Below are 22,526 nucleotides of genomic sequence, written 5' to 3' on the forward strand. Positions count from 1 at the left end.
ACAGGTCGCACCCGCCACGGGGCGCTATAGATCCGCAGAATTCATGAACGCTGAGAGACCCGACCTCGCCTTGACCGAGGCGCTGCGCCACATTGTCGGCGCCGCGCATGTGCTTACCGCACCGGGAGACAAAGCACGCTACGAGGCCGAATGGCGCGGCACCTATCCAGGCACCGCACGCGCGGTCGTGCGCCCGGCAACGACCGAGGAGGTTTCACGCGTGGTCGCGGCCTGCGCCGCCGCAGACGTTTCCGTGGTGCCGCAAGGCGGCAACACCGGCTTGGTCGGCGGATCGACGCCCGACGATTCGGGCACGGAGGTACTGCTGAGCCTGGACCGCATGCGCGCGGTGCGCCACGCTGATCCCCTGGACAACACCCTCACGGTCGAGGCCGGTTGCACGGTACGCGCTGCCCAGGAGGCCGCCGAAGCTGCGGGCCGGCTGTTCCCGCTTTCCCTGGCGTCCGAGGGCAGCGCCACCGTGGGCGGCGTGGTCTCCACCAATGCCGGTGGCGAACAGGTGCTGCGCTACGGCAATACCCGCGACCTGGTGCTCGGCCTCGAAGTGGTGCTGGCCGACGGCCGCGTGCTGAACCTGCTGGGCGCACTGCGCAAGGACAACACCGGCTACGACCTGAAGCAGCTGTTCATCGGCGGCGAGGGCACGCTGGGCATCGTCACCGCCGTCACCTTCAAGCTGTTCGCGAGGCCGCGGACCGTGATCACCGCTTGGGCGACGGTGCCGGACCCGCAGGCCGCGGTCGAACTGCTGTCGCGCCTGACCGACGCCGTGGGCGAGCGTGTCACCGCGTTCGAATTGATCGGCGACGGCCCCTTGGAACTGGTGCTGAAGCACCGCACCGCGGACATGCGTGCACCGCTGGGCGACGTTGCGCCCTGGTCGGTCTTGTTCGACGTCTCGGAGGTGTCGGCGCACCTCGACCCATCGCCGGGCGTGGAGCAGGTATTGAACGCAGCCATGGAAGACGGCCTGGTTCTCGACGCCGCGCTGGCCGCATCGCACGCCCAGGCCCACGCATTCTGGGCGCTGCGCGAGCATGTGCCCGAGGCACAGCGGCTCGAAGGTCCATCGATCAAGCACGACATCTCGGTAGCCGTGTCCAGCATCCCGCAGTTCATCGACGAAGCCGGCGCGGCACTGCGGGCGCTGATGCCGGGCGTGCGCATCGTGTGTTTCGGCCATGTCGGCGACGGCAACCTGCACTACAACCAGAGCATGCCTGAGGGGATGGGCGCAGGCGACTTTCGCGCGCAGGAGGAAGCCATCCACGACATCGTGCACGCGACCGCCGCGCGGCTCGGCGGAGCCATCTCCGCCGAGCATGGCATCGGCCGGCAGAAACAGAGCGCCCTGCTGCAATACAAGAACGCCGTCGCCCTGGATGCGATGGTGCGCATCAAACGGGCGCTGGACCCGTTCAACACCTTCAACCCGGGCCGCATGCTGCCGCGCGCCCTGGTGAATACAGCCGTTTCCTCTTAGCTCTCAGACAGGATCTTCATGCCCGTTTCCGTTTTCGACATGCAGTCGCTTCAGCATCTTTGGGGCACCGACGAATTGCGCACCATCTTTGGCGAGGAGAATCGCATACAGAAGTGGCTCGACTTCGAGGCCGCCTTGGCCGCTGCCCAAGCCGAGCTGGGCATCATCCCCGCCGCCGCCGCGTTGGAGATCGCCGAGCAGGCCAAGGTCGCCAACATCGACATTGCCAAGATGTCTGCCGAGATCCGCCGCATCAAGCATTCGCTGGTGCCTGCGCTCAAGCAGTTGCAAGCGGCGTGCTCCAAGGAGAACGGCGAGTGGGTGCACTACGGCGCGACCACGCAGGACGTGGTGGACACCGGCGTCGCCTTGCAGCTCAAGGAATTTCACGACGTGGTGATGCGCGACATGCGCGCCGTCGGCAAGGAACTCGTCCGCCTGGCCGTCGCGCACCGCGACACCCCGATGGCCGGGCGCACCCATGGCGTGCAGGCCCTGCCCATCACCTTCGGCCACAAGTGCGCACTCTGGCTCGACGAACTGGGCCGCCACCACGAACGCCTGGTACAGGCTGCACCGCGCGTGCTGGTGGGCATGCTGGCCGGCGCCGTCGGAAGCCAGGCTTCGCTGGGCCCCAAGGCGATCGAGCTCGAGCAGCGCATGCTCGAGAAGCTGGGCCTGGGGGTGCCCGCCATCAGCTGGGCGCCTGCGCGCGACCGCTTCGCCGAGTACGCCACGCTGCTCGCGCTGATCGGCAGCACGCTGTCGAAGATCGGGAACGAACTCTTCAACATGCAGCGCAACGAGTTCGGTGAAGTGGAAGAAGGTTTTTCCGAAGGAAAGCTCGGTTCCTCGACCATGCCGCACAAGCGCAATCCCACGTCGGCCGAGAACCTGGCCGGCCTGTCACGCCCGCTGCGCTACAACGCAGCGATGATGATCGAGGGCATGGTGCAAGAAGGCGAACGCGACGGCATCGCCTGGAAGATGGAATGGAAGGCGCTGCCCGAGTGCTGCATGATCGTCGGAGCGATGCTGTTCCAGGCCAAGAACCTGTTGGCGGGCCTGAAGATCAACGCCGACGTGATGGCCACCAATCTGGACAAGATGCGCGGCTACCTGCTGTCCGAGCGCGTGATGCTCGAGCTAAGCGAACGGGTGGGCAAACAGACCGCGCACGAGTGGATCTACGAAGCTTCGATGCGCGGCATCACCAGCAAGGCCAGCTTCGCCGACGCCATGCGCCAGCACGAGGGCCTGGGCAAACTGCTGACCGACGACGAGATTCGTGACATGACCGATCCTGCGGGCTACCTGGGGCAGTGCGGCAGCTCGGTCGACCGCGTGGTCGCCCTGCAAGCACATTGGGCCGGCTGACATCGCAGCGCGGCCCGAGGGCCGCATGACCACGCTCCACAAGAGGGCGCCCCTGCCAATACGCATCCATTAACGGAGACAAACATGCCTCACATCACACGCAGGCGCATCGGCGCCATCGCGCTCGCGTTCTCCTTCGCGGGCCTGGCGGCAGGCGCGGCGGCGCAGAGTGACTTTCCCAGCCAGCCGATCAAGCTGGTCGTCGGCTTTCCGCCTGGCGGAGGCGGCGACCTCTACGGCCGCATGATCGCCAACGCGCTTGGCAAGACACTGGGCCAGACGGTCCTCGTGGACAACCGTGCCGGCGCGGGCGGCAACATTGCCGCAGACCTCGTGGCCAAAGCCAAGCCCGATGGCTACACCTTGCTGCTGGCTATGAGCGGCAATCTCGCGGTGTCGCCGGCCATGCGGCCGCAGAGCATTCCTTACAAGGTACCCGACGACTTCGCCCCCATTGGCCTGATCCTGGAAGCGCCGCATGGGCTGTTCGTGGCGCACAACGCCCGCTATCAGACCGCGCGTGAACTGCTTGACGCCGCGAAGACGCAGAAGCTCAGCTTCGCGTCCACCGGCGCCGGCGCCGCAGCACACATCGGCATGGAGATGGTGAAGCAGGCCGCAGGCGTGGAGATGCTGCATGTGCCCTACCGCGGGTCCGGCCCCGCCATCACCGACATGATCGGCGGTCAGGTGGACAGCTTCTTCGCCACGGCGTCGCCGCTGGTGAGCCAGGTGCGTCAGGGGCAACTTCGGCTGCTGGCCGTCACCGGCTACAAACGCAGCCCTGCGATGCCGGACGTTCCGACGTTCAAGGAACTCGGTTTGAACGTGCTCGTCACCCAATGGTACGGGCTGGTGGCCCCCGCAGGCACGCCGGAGCCGGTGCTTCGCAAGTTATCCGAGCACCTGAGCCGCGCGCTCGCCACGCCCGAGGTACGCGACGCCATACGCAGGGATGCGGCCGTCGAGCGCGACGTGCCGCGCGAGCGCTTCGGAAAGTACATCGCCGAAGACATCGAGCGGTACAAGGCCAGCATGACACCGGCGCTGATGAAGGAGATCGCGCAGTAGCGCGGCAGCGTGCGGCATCTGTCGATCTCAAGGAACAAAGGACATCTCACCCATGACATACAACGCCCTCGTTTCCGTCGAGCAGCTCGTCCGCGAGCAGAAGGATCAGGCCTCCCGGCCGATGGTGATCGACTGCAGTTTCGAACTGAACGACCTGGACGCAGGCCAGCGCTCTTACGACGCGGGCCACATCCCCGGCGCCATCTACGTTCATCTGGAGCACGCACTCTCGGCTGCCAAGACCGGAAGAAACGGGCGCCACCCGCTGCCCAGTCGCGAGTCCTTCGTGCAGACCATGGCCGCCCTGGGTGTGGGCGACCGTACCCAGGTGGTGGCCTATGACAATGCGGGCGGCATGTATGCCGCACGCCTGTGGTGGATGCTGCGCTGGGTGGGCCATGGCGACGTCGCCGTACTGGATGGAGGCATCGCCGCATGGAAGGCGGCCGGAGAACCCCTGAGCACGGAAACGCCTGCTGCCCGGCCTCGAGGCGACCTCACACTGCGCGATGCGTTGGTCACCACGGTGGATTACGACCAGGTGAAAGCCAACATCGACAGCCAGGAGCGGTTGGTACTCGATGCGCGCGCGCCGGATCGTTTTCGCGGAGAGAACGAAACGATGGATCCGGTAGGCGGCCATATCCCCGGCGCCCGCAACCGGCTGTTCAAAGACAACCTGCTGCCCGACGGCCGCTTCAAACCTGCGGCCCGGCTGCGTCTGGAATTCGATGCAGTCACCGGCGGGAAACCTGCAAACGCTCTGATCAATCAATGCGGCTCCGGGGTGACGGCCTGCCACAACCTCCTGGCAATGGAGGTGGCGGGTCTTCAGGGGGCTGCGCTCTATTCGGGTTCGTGGAGCGAATGGAGCGCCCAGCCCGGCGCACCGGTCGCCACCGGGCCTTCCATGCCCTGAGCACCGAAGCGACGGCTTCTTTCGTCCCGCTCCCACCCCAAGGAGATCTCCCCGTGCGCAAACGCAACTTCCTCCGAATCGGCGCCAACGCCATCGCCCTCGCCGGCCTCACAGGTCTTGCCGGAATGGCTGGACTTGCCCACGCCGCTTACCCCGAGCAACCGGTCAAGCTCGTCATCGGGTTCCCACCGGGCGGCGGCGGCGACCTTTACGGTCGCACCATCGCCAATGCCCTGGGCAAGCACCTGGGCCAGCCGATCGTGGTCGACAACAAAAACGGCGCGGGCGGCAACATCGCGGCCGAGGCCGTCGCGCGCGCACGTCCCGACGGCTACACCCTCATCCTTGCCATGAGCGGCAACATGGGCAGCGCGCCCGCCATCCGGGACAACCTGCCTTACAAGGTTCCCGAGGACTTCGTGCCGATCGCTCAACTGGTGGAGACGCCATTCGGCCTGATGGTGCCCGCCAGCTCGCCCATCAAGTCGATCAAGGAATATGTCCAAGCGGCGAAGAGCGGAAAGCTCACCTACGCCTCCACCGGCACGGGCGGCGCGGCGCAGATCGTGATGGAAATGGTCAAGCAGCAGGCCAAGGTCGACATCCTGCACATTCCCTACAAGGGTTCAGGCCCAGCGCTCAACGACCTGTATGGCGGCCTGGTCAGCAGCTTCTTCGCGCCCTACTCCCCGCTGATGCCGCAGATCACCGGCGGCAAGCTGCGCCTGCTCGCGGTCAGCAGCGGCAAGCGCGTTGCGTCGCTGCCCGACGTGCCGACGCTCAAGGAGTCGGGTATCGATGTGTTGATGACGCAGTGGTACGGACTGGCTGCGCCAGCGGGCACGCCGGAGGAGGTAGTCAACAAGATCGCGCGCGCCGTCAAGGAAGCCATGAAGGATCCCGAGGTGCTGCGTGTCTACCGCGCCGACGGCGCGCAGGAGTCTTCGCTGGCCGGCAATGCCTTCCGCGAGTTCATCGTGAAGGACATCGCCAACTACAAGCGCGCCGTGGAGCGCGGAAACCTCAAGGCCGAGTGAGCCTCCGTTGACCCTTCGATCGATCCCATGACGACCAGCACTCCCACCTACCGACCCCACAGCGCCCACTGGGGGGTGTTCTCCGCGGCATGGGACGGCGAGTCGCTGACGGTACGGCCCCATCCAGGCGATCCCGACCCCAATCCACTGATCGACAACTTTCCGGGCGGGCTGCGCCACAAAGCGCGCGTGACGACCCCGATGGTACGCAGAGGCTGGCTGGAGCGGGGCCCCGGCCCCGATGCCACCCGAGGCAGTGACGACTACGTGCCGATGGCCTGGGACGAGGTGCTGGATCTGCTGGCCGCGGAACTGCGTCGCGTGAAGGATCAACATGGCGCGCAGACGATCTTCGGCGGCTCCTACGGCTGGTCGAGCGCCGGACGCTTCCACCATGCGCAGAGCCAGGTGCACCGGTTCCTCAACACCACGATGGGCGGATACGTGCGCTCGGTCAACAGCTACAGCGCCGGTGCGTCCGGTCCCATGCTGCCGCACGTGATCGGCACCATGGAAGAGGTGGCGCGCCGCAACGTGACGTGGGAACAGATCGTCGAGCACACTGACGTGCTGCTGGCGTTCGGCGGCATGGCGCTGAAGAATTCGCGGGTGGCGTCGGGCGGCATCAGCAAGCACGTCGAGCGTGATGCGATGCGGCAGGCGGCTGCTCGCGGCTGCCGGTTCGTCTCGATCAGTCCGCTCAGGAGCGACTTGCCCGACGAGGCCGCCTTCGAGTGGCTGGCCGCGGTACCCAACACCGACACCGCCCTGATGCTGGGCCTGGTGCATCAGATCGTGAGCGATGGCGCCCACGACCGGGACTTCCTGGCCCGTTGCTGCGACGGCTGGGACACTTTCGAGGACTACCTGATGGGCCGGAGCGACGGCGTAGCGAAGAGCTGCACCTGGGCCGGGCCCATCTGCGGCCTGCCTGCGCAGCAGTTGGTAGCGCTGGCGCGCTCGCTGGTGGGCAAGCGGGTACTAGTGGTCGTGTCGCATTCGCTTCAGCGCGCGGAGCATGGCGAGCAGCCGGTATGGATGGGTGCCGTGCTGGGCGCGGCGCTGGGCCAGCTCGGCCTGCCCGGTGGCGGCTACAACTATGCGCTGGGTACGCTCGCCCACTACGGCAAGCGCAACAACGCGGTGCCCGCCGCGGCGCTGCCACAAGGCACCAACGGGGTGAAGGACTTCATTCCGGTCGCGCGCATCAGCGACATGCTCTTGAATCCGGGCCAGCCTTTCGACTACAACGGTCAGCGCCTGGTCTACCCGCACATAAGGCTCGCTTACTGGGCTGGCGGCAACCCGTTTCATCATCATCAGGATCTGAACCGACTGGCCGCAGCGTTCCGCACGCTGGACACCTTCGTCGTGCACGAGGTGGCCTGGACCGCCACCGCACGCCACGCCGACATCGTGCTGCCGTGCACCATGACGCTGGAACGCGAAGACATCGGCGCCACGCCCACCGACCCCTTGGTGGTGGCCATGCACCGCATCGCCGAGCCGCACGGCCTGGCCCGCGACGACTACGACATCTTCTGCGACCTGGCCGGTCGGCTGGATGGTCTCGAAGCCTTCAGCGAGGGCCGCAGCAGCCGCGAATGGCTGGCCCACTTGTATGAAAGAACGCGCCATGCCCTGGAAGCGCTGGGCGCGGAAGCACCAAGCTTCGAAGAATTCTGGCAGCGGGGCGAAATCACACTTCCGCAAAGGGACGACGACGGCGGCGTGCTGCGTGCACTGCGCAGCGACCCCGTCGCCCATGCGCTCAAGACACCCAGCGGCAAAGTGCAGATCAGTTCTCCGACGGTGGCCGCGTTCGGCTATGCCGACTGCCGGCCATCCTGCGTGGCTGCCGCCTGCATATGCGCCCACGGTCGAGCATCCGCTGTGGCTGGTGGCCAACCAACCGAGCACCCGGCTGCACAGTCAGCTCGACTTCGGGGGCCACAGCCAAGCCAGCAAGCGCAAGGGCCGAGAGGTCTGCACCCTCCACCCGGCGGCCGCGTCGGCTCGGGGCATCGCCGAAGGCGACGTCGTCCGGCTCTTCAACGAAATCGGCGCCTGTCTCGCCAGCGCGCATCTCAGCGCCGACATGCGCGAGGACGTAGTGCAGCTGCCCACCGGCGCCTGGTACGACCCGGTGCCCGACACGCAGGACCGCATGATGTGCGCGCACGGAAACCCCAACGTTCTGACCCGCGACATCGGCACCTCTTCGCTGGCGCAGGGCTGCGCCGGCCAGCTGACCACCGTGCAGATCGAGCGCTACGACGGTCCCTTGCCCCCCATCCGGGCCTTCGATCCACCCGCAGCTGCCGAAGGTTGCGAAAAAGGCAGCCCGCGTGGATTACAACCACCGCGGACCGCCGGAAGTTCTACGCGAGGAGACGCATTTTCAGCGACGAGTGCCAGTGTGCCTCGTTGAAGTGCTCGAAGGTTGGGTGCCGCCGAAAGCAAGCGATGGCCTCGATCCGCGCGTCCTGATGCGCAACCTGTCACACGCCCTTCCTGCCGACACGCAAGTCGTTTGCGGTGCAGGCAATTTCATGTCGTGGCCCCTCACGCGGTAGTGAGCCCCTGCACGGACGGGTGAGTCGGCAGTGCTCAAGCGTTAGACGAGCAGATCGCGCTCGTCTGCCTATACCTACGCAGCTCCCAGTCTGCGCACGCCTGAGCAGCACCATCTTCGTGGTCGAAGCCAGGAATCGCACTGTGGGGCAGGATCATCAGGCGGGCCAACATTAGGCTGGACTGAGATACCTTCGGTGCTGGATCAAGGAGACGACGATGGCCAGGATTCCCTACGCCGACATTTCCGCGCCCAGCGTGCAGCCGCTCGTGAAGCGCATCGAAGCGGAGCGCGGCAGCGTGCTGCATCTCTATCAGATGCTGCTGCACAGCATGCCGCTGACCGAAGGCTGGCTCGGCTTGCTGACGGCGGTGCGCCAGAAATTCAAGCTCGACGGCGCGATTCGCGAGCTCGTGATCATGCGTGTCGCGGTCCTGAATGGCGCGCAGTACGAGGCCGACCAGCACGCGCCGATTGCGCTGAAGGAAGGCATCACGCAAGCACAGATCGACGCACTGGGCGACTGGCGCCAAAGCGACCTGTTCGATGACCTGCAGCGCGCCGCATTGCAGCTGACCGACACGATGACGCGCGACGTGCACGTGCCGGGCGACCAGCTTGACGCCGTGCGGCGCCATCTGGACGACGCGACGACGGTCGAGCTCGTGGCCACCATCGCGGCCTACAACATGGTGTCGCGCTTCCTGGAGGCGCTTGGCATTCATTCGCAAGACGTCCTCCCGCGAACGGCGGGGGAACGCGCCTGAAGATCACCGGCACCTGACCACCGCGTGCTTGCCACCCCTGCCGAGATACAGCAGCCGCTCCAACCCATAGTGAGTGAGTGTCAGGTTGAAGTCCTGCTTCGTGGCATCGGCGCGCTGCTTCAGGCGGCCACGGATGGAAGCGGCCAGGTTGCGGCTCACGCAGTGACGCTTTCCCGACTATCCGTCTCACCCCATGCACCCAACTACCTGCTCAAGGGCGCCTGCTGTTTTCGCTGTGGTACGGCCAACCGCACCGGCCGACGCGGGATGCGGACCTGATGGGATTTGGTCCGGACGATATCGACACCGCTGTGGCGGCTTTCCGCGAGATCTGCCAGATTGAGTTGGAGGCACTCAAGCACAGTCCCGCACCTGAGCGCAGATGGACAATCAGCAGCACCTCATACCATCGGCGCATGAGCACAGGATCAAGATTTGAACGAGCGCACTTGGTCGACATCGGCGTCAACTTCCATTCGGCGCAGTTGGTGTCGCTGACTGATCAATTGTTGATGCGTGCGCGGGCAGCCAACGTGAGCCAGATCCTCGCGACAGGCACATCGGTGGCTTTCAATCGTCTGGCCCCTGAGCTTGCAAGGGCCAACCCGGGCACCGTCTTCGCGACTGCGGGAGTGCACCCCACGGCGCAAAGTCGTACGACCCAAGCAACTTCTGCGAGCTGACCGAACTCTGGGCATGCCCGGAGGTCGTCGCGGTTGGAGAGTGTGGCCTTGACTACAACCGCAACTTTTCGACTCCGCAGGCGCAGCGCATGGCGTTCGAGCAGCAGCTATCAGTGGCTGTAGAGACTGGCAAGCCGCTTTTTCTTCATTGCCGCGACGCCTTCACCGATTTCCACTACATGCTTGCCCCTGTGATGGCCGACGGAGCGCGCGGCGTCGTGCACTGTTTCACCGGCAACCGCTTGGAAGCAGAAGCCTTTCTCGCGATGGGGCTCGAGATCGGCATCACGGGCTGGGTCACAGATGTCCAACGCGGCCAGGCGCTTCGAGAGGCCCTGCCGGCCAAACCGCTGGATCGACTGCACCTTGAGACGCATGCCCCCTATCAGTTTCCCGCAAACGCCGAAAAACGTCGTGGACACAACGAGCCGGCCAATCTTCCTTGGGTCGCCGCCAGCGTGGCAGAGCTGGTTGGGCGCGACGTCGACGATGTGATTCGAGCCTGCAGTTCCAATAGCCGACGAATGTTCGACCTTCCAGGCAATTGATCTAACTACAGCCGTTATCCGGGTGCCGCAAGTGTCGGCGGCGGGATCGGCAGCCTGATTTGATGCCGTTAGAAATACCGTCAAAAAATAGCGCTGCCTGCTTCGCCGATTGCTAAGGGAATAGTCTTTGCTGCGACAAAACGTCCATATCTTTCAACATCTTAGAACTCTCCAGAGGCAATATTGATGTCTTGTTCACGGACATCATAAATCGACCTAAGAAATTGATTTATATGAATATTATTTGCACCCCTCACTCCCACTCGATCGTCGCGGGCGGCTTGCTCGACACGTCGTAGGTCACCCGGTTGATCCCGCGTACTTCATTGATGATGCGGCCGGACACCTTCTTGAGCAGCGCATAGGGCAGCTCGGCCCAGTCTGCTGTCATGAAGTCACTGGTCTGCACGGCGCGCAGCGCAACCACGTAGTCGTAGGTGCGGCCATCGCCCATCACGCCCACGCTCTTGACCGGCAGGAAGACGGTGAAGGCCTGGCTGGTCAGGTCATACCAGCTCTTCTCGGAAGACGGGTCCTTGAAGTTGCGCAGCTCCTCGATGAAGATCGCATCGGCCCTGCGCAGCAGATCGGCGTATTCCTTCTTCACCTCGCCGAGGATGCGCACACCCAGCCCGGGGCCAGGGAAGGGATGGCGATACACCATCTCGGGCGGCAGGCCAAGGGCTACACCCAATTCGCGCACCTCGTCCTTGAACAGGTCGCGCAGCGGCTCCAGCAGCTTCAGGCCCAGCTGCTCGGGCAGGCCGCCCACGTTGTGGTGGCTCTTGATGGTGACGGCCTTCTTGCTCTTGGCGCCGCCAGACTCGATGACATCGGGGTAGATGGTGCCCTGCGCCAGCCACTTGGCGCCCTTCGCGCCGGCGTTGGTAAGCTTGAGTGCCTGCTGCTTGAAAACAGTGACGAATTCGCCACCAATGATCTTGCGCTTGGCCTCGGGGTCGCTCACGCCGGCCAGCTTGCCGAGGAAGAGCTCGCTCGCATCGACGCGAATCACCTTGGCATGCAGCTTGCCGACGAACATGTCCATCACCATGTCGCCCTCGTCAAGGCGCAGCAGGCCGTGATCGACAAACACGCAAGTGAGCTGGTCGCCGATGGCTCGGTGGATCAGCGCCGCGGCCACCGAGGAATCGACGCCGCCGGACAGGCCGAGGATCACCTCCTCGTCGCCCACCTGCTTGCGGATGGCCTCCACGGCCTCGCCGATATGGTCGCGCATCACCCAGTCGGGCTTGACGCCGCAGATGCCGAGCACGAAGCGCTCGAGGATTGCCTTGCCCTGCTGCGTGTGCGTGACCTCGGGATGGAACTGCAGGGCATAGAAATGCCGATCCTCGTCGGCCATGCCGGCAATGGGGCAGCTCTCGGTGGAAGCCATCAGCTTGAAGCCCGGCGGCAGCTCGGTGACCTTGTCGCCATGGCTCATCCAGACGTTGAGCATGCCGTGCCCTTCGTCGGTGTTGAAGTCGGCGATGTCGCGCAGGAGCTCGGTGTGGCCGCGCGCGCGCACCGCCGCGAAGCCGAACTCACGCTTGTGCCCGCCCTCGACCTTGCCGCCCAACTGGTGCGCCATGGTCTGCATGCCGTAGCAGATGCCCAGCACCGGCACGCCGAGTTCGAACACGGCCTGCGGTGCCTTGTCGGTCGTTTCCTCGTAGACGCTCGCATGGCTGCCGGAAAGGATCACGCCCTTGAGCGTGCCGTCCTTCGCATACTGGCGCACCCATTCGTCGCTGACGTCGCACGGATGAACTTCGGAGTACACGTGCGCTTCGCGCACGCGCCGGGCAATCAGTTGCGTGACCTGCGAGCCGAAGTCGAGGATGAGGATTTTCTGGTGTTGCATGGGCGAGTCTTATTCCGCCCGGTAGTTCGGCGCTTCCTTGGTGATCTGCACATCGTGCACATGGCTCTCGCGGATGCCGGCGGTGGTGATCTCGACGAACTCGGCCTTGGTCTTCATTTCTTCGATGGTGGCGCAGCCGCAGTAACCCATGCTGGCGCGCAAGCCGCCGGACATCTGGTAGACGATGGACACCATCGAGCCCTTGTAGGGCACGCGGCCTTCTATGCCCTCGGGCACCAGCTTGTCGGCGTTGGGGTTGCCCGTGGTCGACTCCTGGAAGTAGCGGTCGGCGCTGCCCTGCTGCATGGCGCCGATGGAGCCCATGCCGCGATAGCTCTTGTAGCTGCGGCCCTGGAACAGCACGATTTCACCGGGCGCCTCTTCGGTGCCGGCGAACATGCCGCCCATCATCACGGTGCTGGCGCCGGCCGCGATGGCCTTGGCGATGTCGCCCGAATAGCGAATGCCGCCGTCCGCGATCAGCGGTATGCCACTCCCCAGGAGCGCGGTCGCGACGTTGTCCACCGCCATGATCTGCGGCACGCCGACGCCGGCCACGATGCGCGTGGTGCAGATGGAGCCGGGGCCGATGCCGACCTTGACGGCATCGGCGCCCGCGTCGGCCAGCGCGCGGGCGGCGTCGCCGGTCGCGATGTTGCCGCCGATCACATCGACCTGCGGGTAGTTCTTCTTGACCCAGCGGACACGCTCGATCACACCGGCGCTGTGGCCATGGGCGGTGTCAACCACGATCGCATCGACGCCTGCCTTGACCAGCGCCTCGACACGTTCCTCGGTGCCCTCGCCCACGCCAACCGCAGCGCCGACGCGCAGCCGGCCGCTGGCGTCGCGCGCGGCATTGGGGAAGCTGGTCTGCTTGGTGATGTCCTTGACGGTGATCAGGCCCTTGAGCTCCCAGGCGTTGTTGATGACCAGCAGACGCTCGAGCTTGTGCTTGTTGAGCAGCGCCTTCGCCTCGCTCAGCGTGGTGCCGTCGGGCACGGTGATCAGCTTCTCGCGCGGAGTCATGATCTCGCTCACCGGCACGTCGTAGCGGCTCTCGAAGCGCAGGTCGCGGCCCGTCACGATGCCGACCACCTTGCCGCCGTCCACCACCGGAAAGCCGGAAATGCCGAGCTCTTCCGACAGCTGCAAGACCTGCAGCACGGTGTGGGTGGGGGTGATCACCACCGGGTCGCGCAGCACGCCCGATTCGTAGCGCTTGACCTTGGCCACGTGAGCAGCCTGCTCGGCGGGCGTGAGATTCTTGTGCACGATCCCGATGCCGCCCTCCTGCGCGATGGCGATCGCGAGGCGGGCTTCGGTCACGGTGTCCATCGCTGCGGAGACCAGCGGCAGGTTCAGCGTGATGTTGCGGGAGAGCTTGGTGGCGAGGGAGGTGTCCTTGGGGAGGACCTGGGAGAAGGCTGGCACCAGCAACACGTCGTCGAAGGTGAGCGCTTTGCCGAGAAGGCGCATGGGTGAAGCTCCAAAAGACGGATTGTAACGATGGCGCCATGCCCGGCCGGCGTGCGGGCTCATCGCGGCTGTGGGCCAAATGCCTCGCCAAAACCGGAAAAGGGCCATGAAAAACGTTGCAAAACGTAAGTCGCGGCTAAACTGCCACCTCATGAAGCTCGCGCACCTGCTCGTACTCGGATCGGCCTGCCTCCTCGGAGCGACGACCGTTCACGCCCAATGGCAATGGGTCGACCAGAACAACAAAAAAGTCTTCAGCGATCAGGCTCCACCCTCCGACATTCCCGAGAAGAACATCCTTCGGCGTCCCGGGGCCGCCTCCTCGCGCCCCAGCTTCAGCCCCGCTCCCACAACGGCGCCGGGCGCTGACACCACCCAGGCAGCCGCTGCCCCGGCAGCCGCGCAGCGCCCGGCAGGCAGTCCCAAGCCGACGGGCGTGGACAAGGAACTCGAGGAAAAGACGCGCAAGGCCGAGGAAGCCGAGAAGGCCAAGCAGGCCGCGGAAGCGCAGAAGGTGGCGCAGGCCAAGACGGAAAACTGCAAGCGCGCGCGTGAAGGCAAGGCCACGATGGACAGCGGAATGCGCGTGGCTCGCCTGAATGCCCAGGGCGAGCGCGAGATCATGGACGACAAGATGCGCGCTGCCGAATCGCAGCGGCTGCAAGCGACGATCGACAGCGACTGCAAGTAGCCGAACGGCCTCAGTACCCCGCCTTGCCGCCCTTGCGCCGGCGTGCGAAGAGTCCCGCGCCTCGCGCCCCCTGCTGCCGGAAGCGCTCGCGTCGCGCGATCTTGGGATCGACGGTCAGCGGGCGGCACAGCTCGATGCGATCGAGCGCGTGCACCGGCTGCTCCCATTCCACGGCACGGCCCCAGATGCCGGGCGCCATGGCTTGCCAATCGAGTTGCGGAAAGCGCGCGGCCAAGCTGCTCGCCTGCACTGCATCGCGAACGGTGGCGCCTTCAGCCACGCCGAGTTCTTCTTCGAACACCTCGCGCGGCGCGGGCGAATACGCGACCGTCACCCGGAGCATCAACTCTGGCCGTAGACGTGCTCGGCGCGCTTGACGAAGGCTTCGACGAGGTTGGAAGCGATCTTGTCGAACACCGGACCGACCAGCGCCTGCAGCGCGAAATTGCTGAAGCCGTAGCTGAGGTTCAGCTCCACGCGACAGGCGCGTTCGCCCTCCTCCCCAACGGGGGTGAATTTCCACACCCCGTCGAGATTCGAAAAGGGCCCGTCGACCAGTCGCAAATGCACCTCGCGCCCCGGCACATGGGTATTGCGCGTCGTGAAGCTGTGATGGAAGCCGCTGAAGGCCAGGCCGACCTCTGCCGTCATACCGCCTTCATCCTGTTCGATCACGCGGGCCTTGTCGCACCATGGCAGGAACTCGGGATACTTCGCCACGTCGGTGACGAGGCTGTACATTTCGTCGGCGCTGTACCAGATCAGGATGGACTTGTGGACTGCTTTCATGAGATCGGCTGGAGGCGGAGTTCGATTGTATGAAGGCCGCCGGGCAACCTCATCCGCCGCCTCGCGCCACCCGCTGCGACGCCGGCCATCCGCGCTACGCGCTCATTTCATAGAATCGCACGGGTGTGTGCGTTTGACCGTTGTGTGGATGCCATGCGCCCCCACCTGACGAAGCCATGGCCACCAAGAAGCAAGACACCTCCTCCCGAATCGCCGACAACAAGAAGGCCGCATACAACTATTTCTTCGAAGAGCGCTTCGAAGCTGGCATGGTGCTGGAAGGCTGGGAGGTCAAGTCGCTGCGCGAAGGCAAGGTGCAGTTGACCGATGGCTATGTCGTGATCCGGGACGGTGAGCTGTTCGTCATCGGCTGCCAGATCAATCCGCTGAAATCCGCTTCGACGCACATCAACCCGGATTCGGTACGCACCAAGAAGCTGTTGCTGCACAAGGAGCAGATCCGCCGCCTCGTGGGCAAGGTCGAGCAGAAGGGCTACACGCTGGTGCCACTCAACCTGCATTGGAAAGCCGGCAAGGTGAAATGCGAGATCGCGCTGGCCAAGGGCAAGGCCGAGCATGACAAGCGCGACACGATCAAGGACCGCGAAGGCAAGCGCGAAGTCGAGCGCGCAATGAAGAGCCGCAACCGCTGAAGAGGACAACGCCATGGCCGCCAGACCACTCGACGCTCAGAGAACCAATCCCCTCGAGGGCGGCCCCAGCTTCTCGCTGCGCAACCGGCTGCTGCGGGCGGCCTGGAACGTCAGCTGGGCGCTACTTGCCTCCTGGACACCGCCGCAGATGCGCTTCTGGCGGCGTTTCCTGCTCAAGCTCTTCGGCGCAAGGCTCGGCGAAGCCAGCGATGTGCGCGGCAGCGCGCGGGTCTGGTATCCGCCCCACTTGCATCTCGCGGATCGGGCACTGCTGGCCGAGCGGGTCAATTGCTACAACATGGCGCCGATTACGCTGGGCCGTGCCGCGCTGGTTTCGCAAGGTGCGCATCTTTGTGCCGGCACCCACGACATCGCGTCGGCTACTTTCCAGCTGACGGCCAGCCCCATCACCATCGGCGCCGGCGCCTGGATCGCGGCCGAGGCCTTCGTCGGTCCGGGCGTGGAAGTTGGCGAAGGAGCGGTGCTCGGGGCGCGCGGCGTGGCCTTCCGCTCGCTTGATGCCTGGACCGTCTATGGCGGGAACCCCGCCAAGGCGATCAAGCCGAGGGTGCTGCGAGCCGCCGAGCACGGCTGATGTTTTTTTCGCGACTAAGGGAATAAGCTGCGGTCTTCCGGCGTTCATGCAGCAATGGATTCCCGCGCGCTCATCGACCAGATCCCCAGCCTCAGGCGCTATGCACGCGCGCTGACCGGCGATGCGTGGGCAGCCGATGACCTGGTCCAGGACACGTTGGAACGCGCTTGCCGCAAATGGCAGCTGTGGATCGTCGGCAGCGACCTGCGCGCCTGGCTGTTCACCATCATGCACAACGTGTTTGCCAGCCAGGTGCGGCGCGCGCCACCGCGCGCTACGGTCGACATCGAAGAGATCGCGACGCAGTTGCCGGACGCCGACGGTGCGCGCGACCGTGCCATCGACATGCAGCGCTGCCTGTTGCTTCTGCCCGAGGAGCAGCGCGCCGCGCTGCTGCTGGTGGCGCTCGAAGACATGTCCTATGCCCAGCTGTCCAGGGTACTGAACGTTCCGCTCGGCACGGTCATGTCGCGTCTGGCGCGCGCGCGCGTGCGCCTGCAGGACCTGATGGAAGGCGCACCGCCGCCGGCGGCAGGCCGTCCGGGGCTGCGCCGCCTCAAGTGAATCGCATCGCCATCGCCATGAAGCCGCCTGCCGCGTTGCCCCCAGACACCGACCAGCCTGCCTGGCGGGTGCAGCGCGATGCGCTGCGCCGGCTGCACGGCGAGGTGCTGGACGAGCCCATTCCGTCTTCCCTGCTGGCAGCCGCGGAGATGGTTGCAGCGCGCCAGGACCAGCATGCGCGCTGGATCCGCTGGAGCGGCATCGCGGCCGGCCTGCTCGTCGCTTTTGGCGTCGGCTGGCAGGGCAGCGCCGAATGGTCAACGCAGCGCCAAGCCTCGCTGGCCAAGGCACCGTCGCAACGCGAGTTCGTACATGCCGCTGCCGTGGCCTACGCGGTCTATGCGCCGGAGAAGCGGCATCCCGTCGAAGTTGCCGCGGCGGAGCAGGAGCATCTCGTCCAATGGCTTTCGAAGCGCCTGAACAAACCGCTCAGGGTGCCCGACCTGTCGGCCCAGGGCTACGCGCTGGTCGGCGGTCGTCTGGTGCCCGGCAGTCAGGACGCGCGGGCACAGTTCATGTTCGAACGGGGGGACGGCGAGCGCCTGACGCTCTACATCGGCAGCGTGGGCGCCGCCGCGGCGCAGCCACCGCAGCTGGGAGAAACAGCTTTTCGCTACTCGGCGGAGGGTGCGGTGTCGAGCTTCTACTGGGTCGACCAAGGCTTCGGCTATGCGCTGACCGGCAACCTGCCGCGTGAGATGCTGCTCAACCTGGCAGGGGCGGTGTACCGACAGCTTTGATGGAAGGCCGGAACGCCAGCCGCGCCGGCCTGTTTGGTGTGTTTGTTCAACAAGGAGAAAACTTCATCATGAAACTGCTCAGCGCCTCGATTCTCGCGGCTGCCCTGCTTGCCGGCTGCGGCAGCATGTCCAGGACGTCCTCCGCACCCGATACGCCGACCCGCACCGCCGACGGCGTGCTGATCGGGCCGACCGGCATGACGCTCTACACCTTTAACCGGGACACAGCCGGTAGCGGCAAGTCGGCCTGCAACGGACCTTGCGCGACCAACTGGCCGCCGCTGCTGGCATCCGACACGGCGAAGCCGATGGGCGCCTACACCATCGTCATGCGCGACGACGGCAAGCGCCAGTGGGCGTACAAGGGCTCGCCGTTGTATTACTGGACCAAGGACACCAAGGCGGGCGACAAGACCGGCGATGGCGTCAACAACGCCTGGAAGGTCGCGCGGCCCTGATCGGCCCAGGGGGCGCTGCGCTCAGCAGTTCCCCTTCTTGGCTTGCCCCGGCGGGCAGTGATAACCGCCATGGTGGCCGTCGTCACGGCCGCGATGGCCGTGACGCTCGTACCGGTCGCGACGGTCTTCCCTGTAGGCGCGCCTTTCGGCACGCCGCCAGTTGGGTTCCGACCAGCGCCATCCTCCATCCGCACGCACCCAGTTGCCTGGCGCATACACATAATCCGGCCGCGCGCGCTCCCAGTAGCCGGCGCGCCAGCCATAGGCGTTCTGCTGCCATTGCCAGTTGCCCGGCACCCAGACGAAGCCGGCGCGCGGTGCGGGCACGACCTCGTAACGAGGCGCCGGCGGGGCGATCGTGATGAGGCCAGGCACGTTGATGTTGACCGACACCTGGGCCGAGGCCGCCATGGATGCCGCGGCCGCAACAAAGGCCAAGAGAAAAGCAGAACGTCGCATCGAGATCTCCCTCATTGATAAGTCTTGAACGCGCCCGAGCCGGGCGCGAGATCGGTGGAAGCACCGATGCTAATGAGTTCCGCGCGCTGGTAGGGCCGCCGCGCGGCGGCCGCGCAGGCCGAACCATTCATTGAACACCAGGGCCCCGATCACCAGTGCGCCGCCGACCACCACCGTCGACGTCGGCGCCTCGCCGGCGCCGAGCCAGGCCAGAGTGATGCCGAAGATGATCTCCAGCAATGCCAGCAAAGCGACCTCAGGCGCCTTCAGGACCCGTGCGCACAGGACGGAGAGCACGCAGGGAATCGCGAGCTGGAACAAGCCGAGGAAGGCAAGCAACCCCAGATCCCGCACGTTGGCTTGGAACGGCCAGGCCAGCGGCAACGTCAACAGCGAAGAAAGCGCGGCGCCCACGAGCACCGAGGGCACGAGGTCGACATCGTGGCCCTTCGCATGGGCATGCTGCACCACGGTCCAGTTGCAAGCGCCGGCCAGCGGCACGCACAGCGCCACCAGCGTCCCGGCCAGCAGTCCGTCGCCAAGCTGGGTGCCGTACATCCAGCCGATGCCGATGCCGGCCACCACGATGGCGAACCAGGTGCGCGGCGGCAGCCGGTGGCCAATGAAGAGCCGGGCAGCAAGCGCGGTCAAGAGCGGGCCGAGCGCCATGGTCACGAGCACATTGGCCACGCTGGTCAGCGTGAGCGCGACCATGAAGGCCGTGAACATCACGCACCAGCAGACGCCGGAGATCCACAGCGCGCGGCCCCCAGTGCGGATCTTCGCGAATACCGCCCGACCCTGCCAGGCCGGCAGGATCACCACCAGGGCCGCGAGCGTAAAGAAGCTGCGCCAGAACGTGATCTCGAAGCTGCGCGCTTGCTCGAGGTGGCGCGTGATGACGCCCGCCGTAGCCCACATCAGGGTGACGGCGACCATCAGCCAGATGGCGCGACCGTGGGTAAGCACGGCCCTAGACGGCGGTTTCGCGGCTTGCGCGCTTGCGCTCATGCTCCTTCAGGTGGCGCTTGCGCAAGCGCACGCTCTTGGGCGTGATTTCGACCAGCTCGTCGTCCTCGATGAATTCGACGCCGTATTCAAGCGTCAGGTCGATCGGCGGCGTGATCTTGATCGCATCCTCCTTGCCCGAGACACGGAAGTTCGTCAGCTGCTTGGTGCGCGTGGCGTTGACCACCAGGTCGTTGTCGCGGCTGTGGATACCGACGATCATGCCTTCGTACACCGGGTCGTTCGCCCGCACGAACATGCGGCCGCGATCGTCCAGCTTGCCCAGGGCATACGTGAAGATCTCGCCGTCGTCCATGGAGATCAGCACGCCGTTCTTGCGGCTGCCGATCTCCCCCTTGTGCGGCTCGTAGCTGTCGAAGATGTTCGAGATCAGGCCCGAGCCGCGCGTCAGGTTCAGGAACTCGTTGGTGAAGCCGATCAGGCCGCGCGCCGGAATGCGGTACTCAAGCCGCACGCGGCCGCGGCCATCCGGCTCCATGTTGACCAGTTCGCCCTTGCGCTCGCCCAGCGCCTGCATCACGCCGCCCTGGTGTTGATCCTCGATGTCGGCAGTCACCATCTCGATCGGCTCGTACCGCACACCGTCGATGTCGCGGAACACCACGCGCGGCTTCGACACCGCCAGCTCGTAGCCTTCTCGGCGCATGTTCTCCAGCAGGATGGTCAGGTGCAGTTCGCCGCGACCCATGACTTCAAACACGCCCTCTTCGTCGGTCTCCTTGACTCGCAGCGCCACATTGTGCTGCAGCTCTTTCTGCAGGCGATCCCAGATCTGGCGGCTCGTGACGAACTTGCCTTCACGGCCGGCCAACGGGCTGGTGTTGACGCAGAAGTTCATCGTCAGCGTCGGCTCGTCGACCTTGAGCATCGGCAGCGGCGCCGGATTTGCAGGATCGGTCACGGTCACGCCGATGCCGATATCGGCAATGCCGTTGATCAAAACGATCTCGCCGGGGCCGGCTTCGGTGGCCTGAACGCGCTCCAGCCCCTGAAAGGTCAGCACCTGGTTGACCCTGCCCTTGAATGACTTGCCGTCCGGGCCTTCCATGATCACCACGTCCATCATCGGGCGAATGGTGCCGGCGTTGATGCGGCCAACGCCGATGCGGCCCACGAAGGTCGAGAAGTCGATTGCCGAGATCTGCAGCTGCAGCGGCGCATCCGGATCGCCCGCATGGGCCGGCACATGCTTGAGGACGGTGTCGAACAGGGCGGACATGTCCGGACCCCATTGCTCGCCCGGTGCGCCCTCTTCCAGCGACGACCAGCCGTTGATGCCCGAGGCATACACCACGGGGAAGTCCAGCTGCTCGTCCGTCGCGCCCAGCTTGTCGAACAGGTCGAAGGCGGCATTGACCACGTGGTCGGGGCGAGCGCCCGGCTTGTCGACCTTGTTCACCACCAGGATGGGCTTGAGACCCAGCGCCAGCGCCTTCTTCGTGACGAATCGCGTCTGGGGCATCGGACCTTCCTGGGCATCGATCAGCAGCACCACGCCGTCGACCATGCTCAGCGCACGCTCCACCTCACCACCGAAATCGGCGTGGCCGGGGGTGTCCACGATGTTGATGTGCATGCCCTTCCACGTCACGGCGCAGTTCTTGGCCAGGATCGTGATACCGCGCTCTTTCTCGATCGCGTTGTTGTCCATGACGGTGTCGACGACCTTCTCGTGCGCGGCGAAAGTGCCTGACTGGCGCAGCAGTTGGTCGACCATCGTGGTCTTGCCATGGTCCACGTGGGCAATGATGGCGATGTTGCGGATCTGATTGGTGCTCATGGTGTGGCTTCGGTCAAAAGTGTCTGCTGTATTTCGATGGGGTTCAGCAAGCGCCCCGGGATCAGTTCGCCGGCCTTGACATGCGCGGTGCCGAGGAATGCGTGCGGGGTGTGGCCGAAGACGGCGACCTCTGCAGCATCGGGCCAGTCGCCTCGACGGCGCAGGCCCGACAGAAAGCGTGCCGCATCTTCTGCCTCCAGCATGACGCTCGCGTGGCCGGCCACGAGAGACTCGACAGGCAGCAGTTGAGCGAGCCGCTCGTCTTCGGACATGGCTTCCAGCGCATCCAGCGTCACGCACTGGGAGGCGTTGAAACCGCCCGTGGCCGTGCGCCGCAAGGCCCTGAGATGGGCACCGCAGCCGAGTGCTTCGCCGATGTCTTCACCAAGGGTGCGGATGTACGTGCCCTTGCTCACGCTGGCCAGGATCCGGATCTCGTTCGCCGACTGCTGGCTGAGCGCCAGCGTGTGGATCACGACATCGCGCGCCGCGCGCTCGATTTCGATCCCCTCGCGCGCGTACTCGTAGAGCGCCTTGCCGTCCTTCTTGAGCGCGCTGTGCATCGGCGGCACCTGGCGCATCGGGCCGGTGAACTGCAACTGGACGCGCGCCAGGTCCGCCGGCGTGACGGCAACGGGCCGCTGGTCGATGACTTCGCCCTCGGCATCGCCGGTGGAAGTCCGGACGCCCAGCCGGGCGGTCGCCTCGTAGGTCTTGTCCGCGTCCAGATGCAGCTGGCTGAACTTGGTCGCCGCTCCGAAGCACAAGGGCAGCACACCGCTCGCAAGCGGATCGAGCGTGCCCGTGTGGCCTGCCTTCTCGGCGCGCAGCAGCCACTTGGCCTTCTGCAAGGCCTGGTTGCTGGACAGCCCCAGCGGCTTGTCGAGCAGAAGCACCCCATGCACAGGGCGCCGCTGCACCCGTGTGCGTGGCGCGTTCAT

General features: G+C 65.5%; 23 protein-coding genes and 2 pseudogenes. 16 read left to right on the forward strand and 9 right to left on the reverse strand.

The features are described 5' to 3' along the window. The first annotated feature begins 43 nt into the window (after nt 1–43). The 7 genes and pseudogenes from E5CHR_RS17185 (at nt 44) to E5CHR_RS17215 (ending at nt 9,250) form a co-directional block, all read left to right on the forward strand. A complete protein-coding gene (locus tag E5CHR_RS17185; RefSeq protein WP_162580967.1) occupies nt 44–1,504 on the forward strand; it encodes an FAD-binding oxidoreductase in 1,461 nt (486 codons plus the stop codon). An 18-nt stretch (nt 1,505–1,522) separates the two neighbouring features. Next, nucleotides 1,523–2,881 carry an adenylosuccinate lyase gene (gene purB / locus E5CHR_RS17190; protein ID WP_162580968.1) on the forward strand — a complete coding sequence of 453 codons (1,359 nt, stop codon included), beginning with the start codon at nt 1,523–1,525 and terminating at the stop codon, nt 2,879–2,881. An 84-nt stretch (nt 2,882–2,965) separates the two neighbouring features. Further along, nucleotides 2,966–3,952: a Bug family tripartite tricarboxylate transporter substrate binding protein gene (locus tag E5CHR_RS17195; protein ID WP_162580969.1), complete on the forward strand. Its 987-nt coding sequence runs from the start codon at nt 2,966–2,968 to the stop codon at nt 3,950–3,952. 52 nt (nt 3,953–4,004) lie between these two features. After that, nucleotides 4,005–4,871 (forward strand): sulfurtransferase, encoded by an 867-nt coding sequence (locus E5CHR_RS17200; protein ID WP_162580970.1) that lies wholly within the window; start codon nt 4,005–4,007, stop codon nt 4,869–4,871. 53 nt (nt 4,872–4,924) lie between these two features. Beyond that, a complete protein-coding gene (locus E5CHR_RS17205; protein WP_232062095.1) occupies nt 4,925–5,908 on the forward strand; it encodes a Bug family tripartite tricarboxylate transporter substrate binding protein in 984 nt (327 codons plus the stop codon). Nucleotides 5,909–5,935: 27 nt separating this feature from the next. Next, a pseudogene (locus E5CHR_RS17210) lies at nt 5,936–8,339 on the forward strand (molybdopterin-dependent oxidoreductase). 362 nt (nt 8,340–8,701) lie between these two features. Continuing rightward, on the forward strand, nt 8,702–9,250 hold the full coding sequence (locus E5CHR_RS17215) for a carboxymuconolactone decarboxylase family protein (RefSeq protein WP_162580972.1): 549 nt from the start codon (nt 8,702–8,704) through the stop codon (nt 9,248–9,250). Nucleotides 9,251–9,253: 3 nt separating this feature from the next. On the opposite strand, the gene E5CHR_RS17220 is transcribed toward E5CHR_RS17215, so the two are convergent. Continuing rightward, nucleotides 9,254–9,409 carry a hypothetical protein gene (locus tag E5CHR_RS17220; protein ID WP_443083081.1) on the reverse strand — a complete coding sequence of 52 codons (156 nt, stop codon included), beginning with the start codon at nt 9,407–9,409 and terminating at the stop codon, nt 9,254–9,256. A gap of 9 nt (nt 9,410–9,418) precedes the next feature. Between E5CHR_RS17220 and E5CHR_RS31820 the strand changes: the two are divergent. The 3 genes and pseudogenes from E5CHR_RS31820 to E5CHR_RS17230 form a co-directional block, all read left to right on the forward strand. Continuing rightward, a pseudogene (locus E5CHR_RS31820) lies at nt 9,419–9,600 on the forward strand (nucleotidyl transferase AbiEii/AbiGii toxin family protein); the annotation flags it as partial. A 99-nt stretch (nt 9,601–9,699) separates the two neighbouring features. Continuing rightward, nucleotides 9,700–9,933: a TatD family hydrolase gene (locus tag E5CHR_RS32145; protein ID WP_162577776.1), complete on the forward strand. Its 234-nt coding sequence runs from the start codon at nt 9,700–9,702 to the stop codon at nt 9,931–9,933. Continuing rightward, the gene (locus E5CHR_RS17230) at nt 9,930–10,481 is read left to right on the forward strand and encodes a TatD family hydrolase (protein ID WP_443083119.1); all 552 of its coding nucleotides are present in this window, start codon (nt 9,930–9,932) and stop codon (nt 10,479–10,481) included. Before E5CHR_RS32145 ends, E5CHR_RS17230 begins: the two co-directional genes overlap by 4 nt. Nucleotides 10,482–10,734: 253 nt before the next feature. Here E5CHR_RS17230 and guaA read toward each other — a convergent pair whose 3' ends face one another. After that, a complete protein-coding gene (guaA, locus tag E5CHR_RS17235) occupies nt 10,735–12,348 on the reverse strand; it encodes a glutamine-hydrolyzing GMP synthase (protein WP_162580973.1) in 1,614 nt (537 codons plus the stop codon). 9 nt (nt 12,349–12,357) lie between these two features. Then, nucleotides 12,358–13,827 carry an IMP dehydrogenase gene (guaB, locus tag E5CHR_RS17240; protein WP_162580974.1) on the reverse strand — a complete coding sequence of 490 codons (1,470 nt, stop codon included), beginning with the start codon at nt 13,825–13,827 and terminating at the stop codon, nt 12,358–12,360. A 151-nt stretch (nt 13,828–13,978) separates the two neighbouring features. Between guaB and E5CHR_RS17245 the strand changes: the two genes are divergently transcribed. Further along, entirely contained in the window at nt 13,979–14,518 is a 540-nt protein-coding gene (locus tag E5CHR_RS17245) for a DUF4124 domain-containing protein (protein WP_162580975.1), read from the forward strand. A 10-nt stretch (nt 14,519–14,528) separates the two neighbouring features. Here the strand turns inward: E5CHR_RS17245 and E5CHR_RS17250 are convergent, their stop codons facing one another. Beyond that, a complete protein-coding gene (locus E5CHR_RS17250) occupies nt 14,529–14,861 on the reverse strand; it encodes an RnfH family protein (protein WP_162580976.1) in 333 nt (110 codons plus the stop codon). Then, nucleotides 14,861–15,307, reverse strand: a complete 447-nt coding sequence (locus tag E5CHR_RS17255; RefSeq protein WP_162580977.1) for a type II toxin-antitoxin system RatA family toxin — start codon at nt 15,305–15,307, stop codon at nt 14,861–14,863. The genes E5CHR_RS17250 and E5CHR_RS17255 overlap by 1 nt, the downstream gene beginning before the upstream one ends. A 176-nt stretch (nt 15,308–15,483) precedes the next feature. On the opposite strand from E5CHR_RS17255, the gene smpB reads away from it, so the two are divergent. The 5 genes from smpB to E5CHR_RS17280 all read left to right on the forward strand — a co-directional run bounded on the left by smpB (nt 15,484) and on the right by E5CHR_RS17280 (nt 18,317). Continuing rightward, nucleotides 15,484–15,960, forward strand: coding sequence for an SsrA-binding protein SmpB (smpB, locus tag E5CHR_RS17260; protein ID WP_162580978.1), 477 nt, complete (start codon nt 15,484–15,486; stop codon nt 15,958–15,960). A gap of 13 nt (nt 15,961–15,973) precedes the next feature. Continuing rightward, entirely contained in the window at nt 15,974–16,555 is a 582-nt protein-coding gene (locus E5CHR_RS17265) for a putative colanic acid biosynthesis acetyltransferase (RefSeq protein WP_162580979.1), read from the forward strand. Between the two features lie 54 nt (nt 16,556–16,609). After that, complete coding sequence (locus tag E5CHR_RS17270; protein ID WP_162580980.1) at nt 16,610–17,119, forward strand: sigma-70 family RNA polymerase sigma factor; 510 nt, start codon at nt 16,610–16,612, stop codon at nt 17,117–17,119. Next, nucleotides 17,116–17,859 (forward strand): anti-sigma factor family protein, encoded by a 744-nt coding sequence (locus E5CHR_RS17275; protein WP_162580981.1) that lies wholly within the window; start codon nt 17,116–17,118, stop codon nt 17,857–17,859. The genes E5CHR_RS17270 and E5CHR_RS17275 overlap by 4 nt, the downstream gene beginning before the upstream one ends. A gap of 68 nt (nt 17,860–17,927) precedes the next feature. Beyond that, on the forward strand, nt 17,928–18,317 hold the full coding sequence (locus E5CHR_RS17280; protein ID WP_162580982.1) for a COG4315 family predicted lipoprotein: 390 nt from the start codon (nt 17,928–17,930) through the stop codon (nt 18,315–18,317). A gap of 21 nt (nt 18,318–18,338) precedes the next feature. Here the strand turns inward: E5CHR_RS17280 and E5CHR_RS17285 are convergent, their stop codons facing one another. From E5CHR_RS17285 to truB, 4 genes are all read right to left on the reverse strand, one after another. Beyond that, nucleotides 18,339–18,776, reverse strand: coding sequence for a YXWGXW repeat-containing protein (locus E5CHR_RS17285; protein WP_162580983.1), 438 nt, complete (start codon nt 18,774–18,776; stop codon nt 18,339–18,341). Nucleotides 18,777–18,845: 69 nt separating this feature from the next. After that, nucleotides 18,846–19,787: a DMT family transporter gene (locus tag E5CHR_RS17290; RefSeq protein ID WP_162580984.1), complete on the reverse strand. Its 942-nt coding sequence runs from the start codon at nt 19,785–19,787 to the stop codon at nt 18,846–18,848. Then, on the reverse strand, nt 19,750–21,585 hold the full coding sequence (gene typA, locus E5CHR_RS17295) for a translational GTPase TypA (RefSeq protein ID WP_162580985.1): 1,836 nt from the start codon (nt 21,583–21,585) through the stop codon (nt 19,750–19,752). Before typA ends, E5CHR_RS17290 begins: the two co-directional genes overlap by 38 nt. Next, nucleotides 21,582–22,526: a tRNA pseudouridine(55) synthase TruB gene (gene truB / locus E5CHR_RS17300; RefSeq protein WP_162580986.1), complete on the reverse strand. Its 945-nt coding sequence runs from the start codon at nt 22,524–22,526 to the stop codon at nt 21,582–21,584. Before truB ends, typA begins: the two co-directional genes overlap by 4 nt.

Origin of the sequence: Variovorax sp. PBS-H4, assembly GCF_901827205.1 — a bacterium.
Classification (GTDB): Bacteria; Pseudomonadota; Gammaproteobacteria; order Burkholderiales; family Burkholderiaceae_C; genus Variovorax.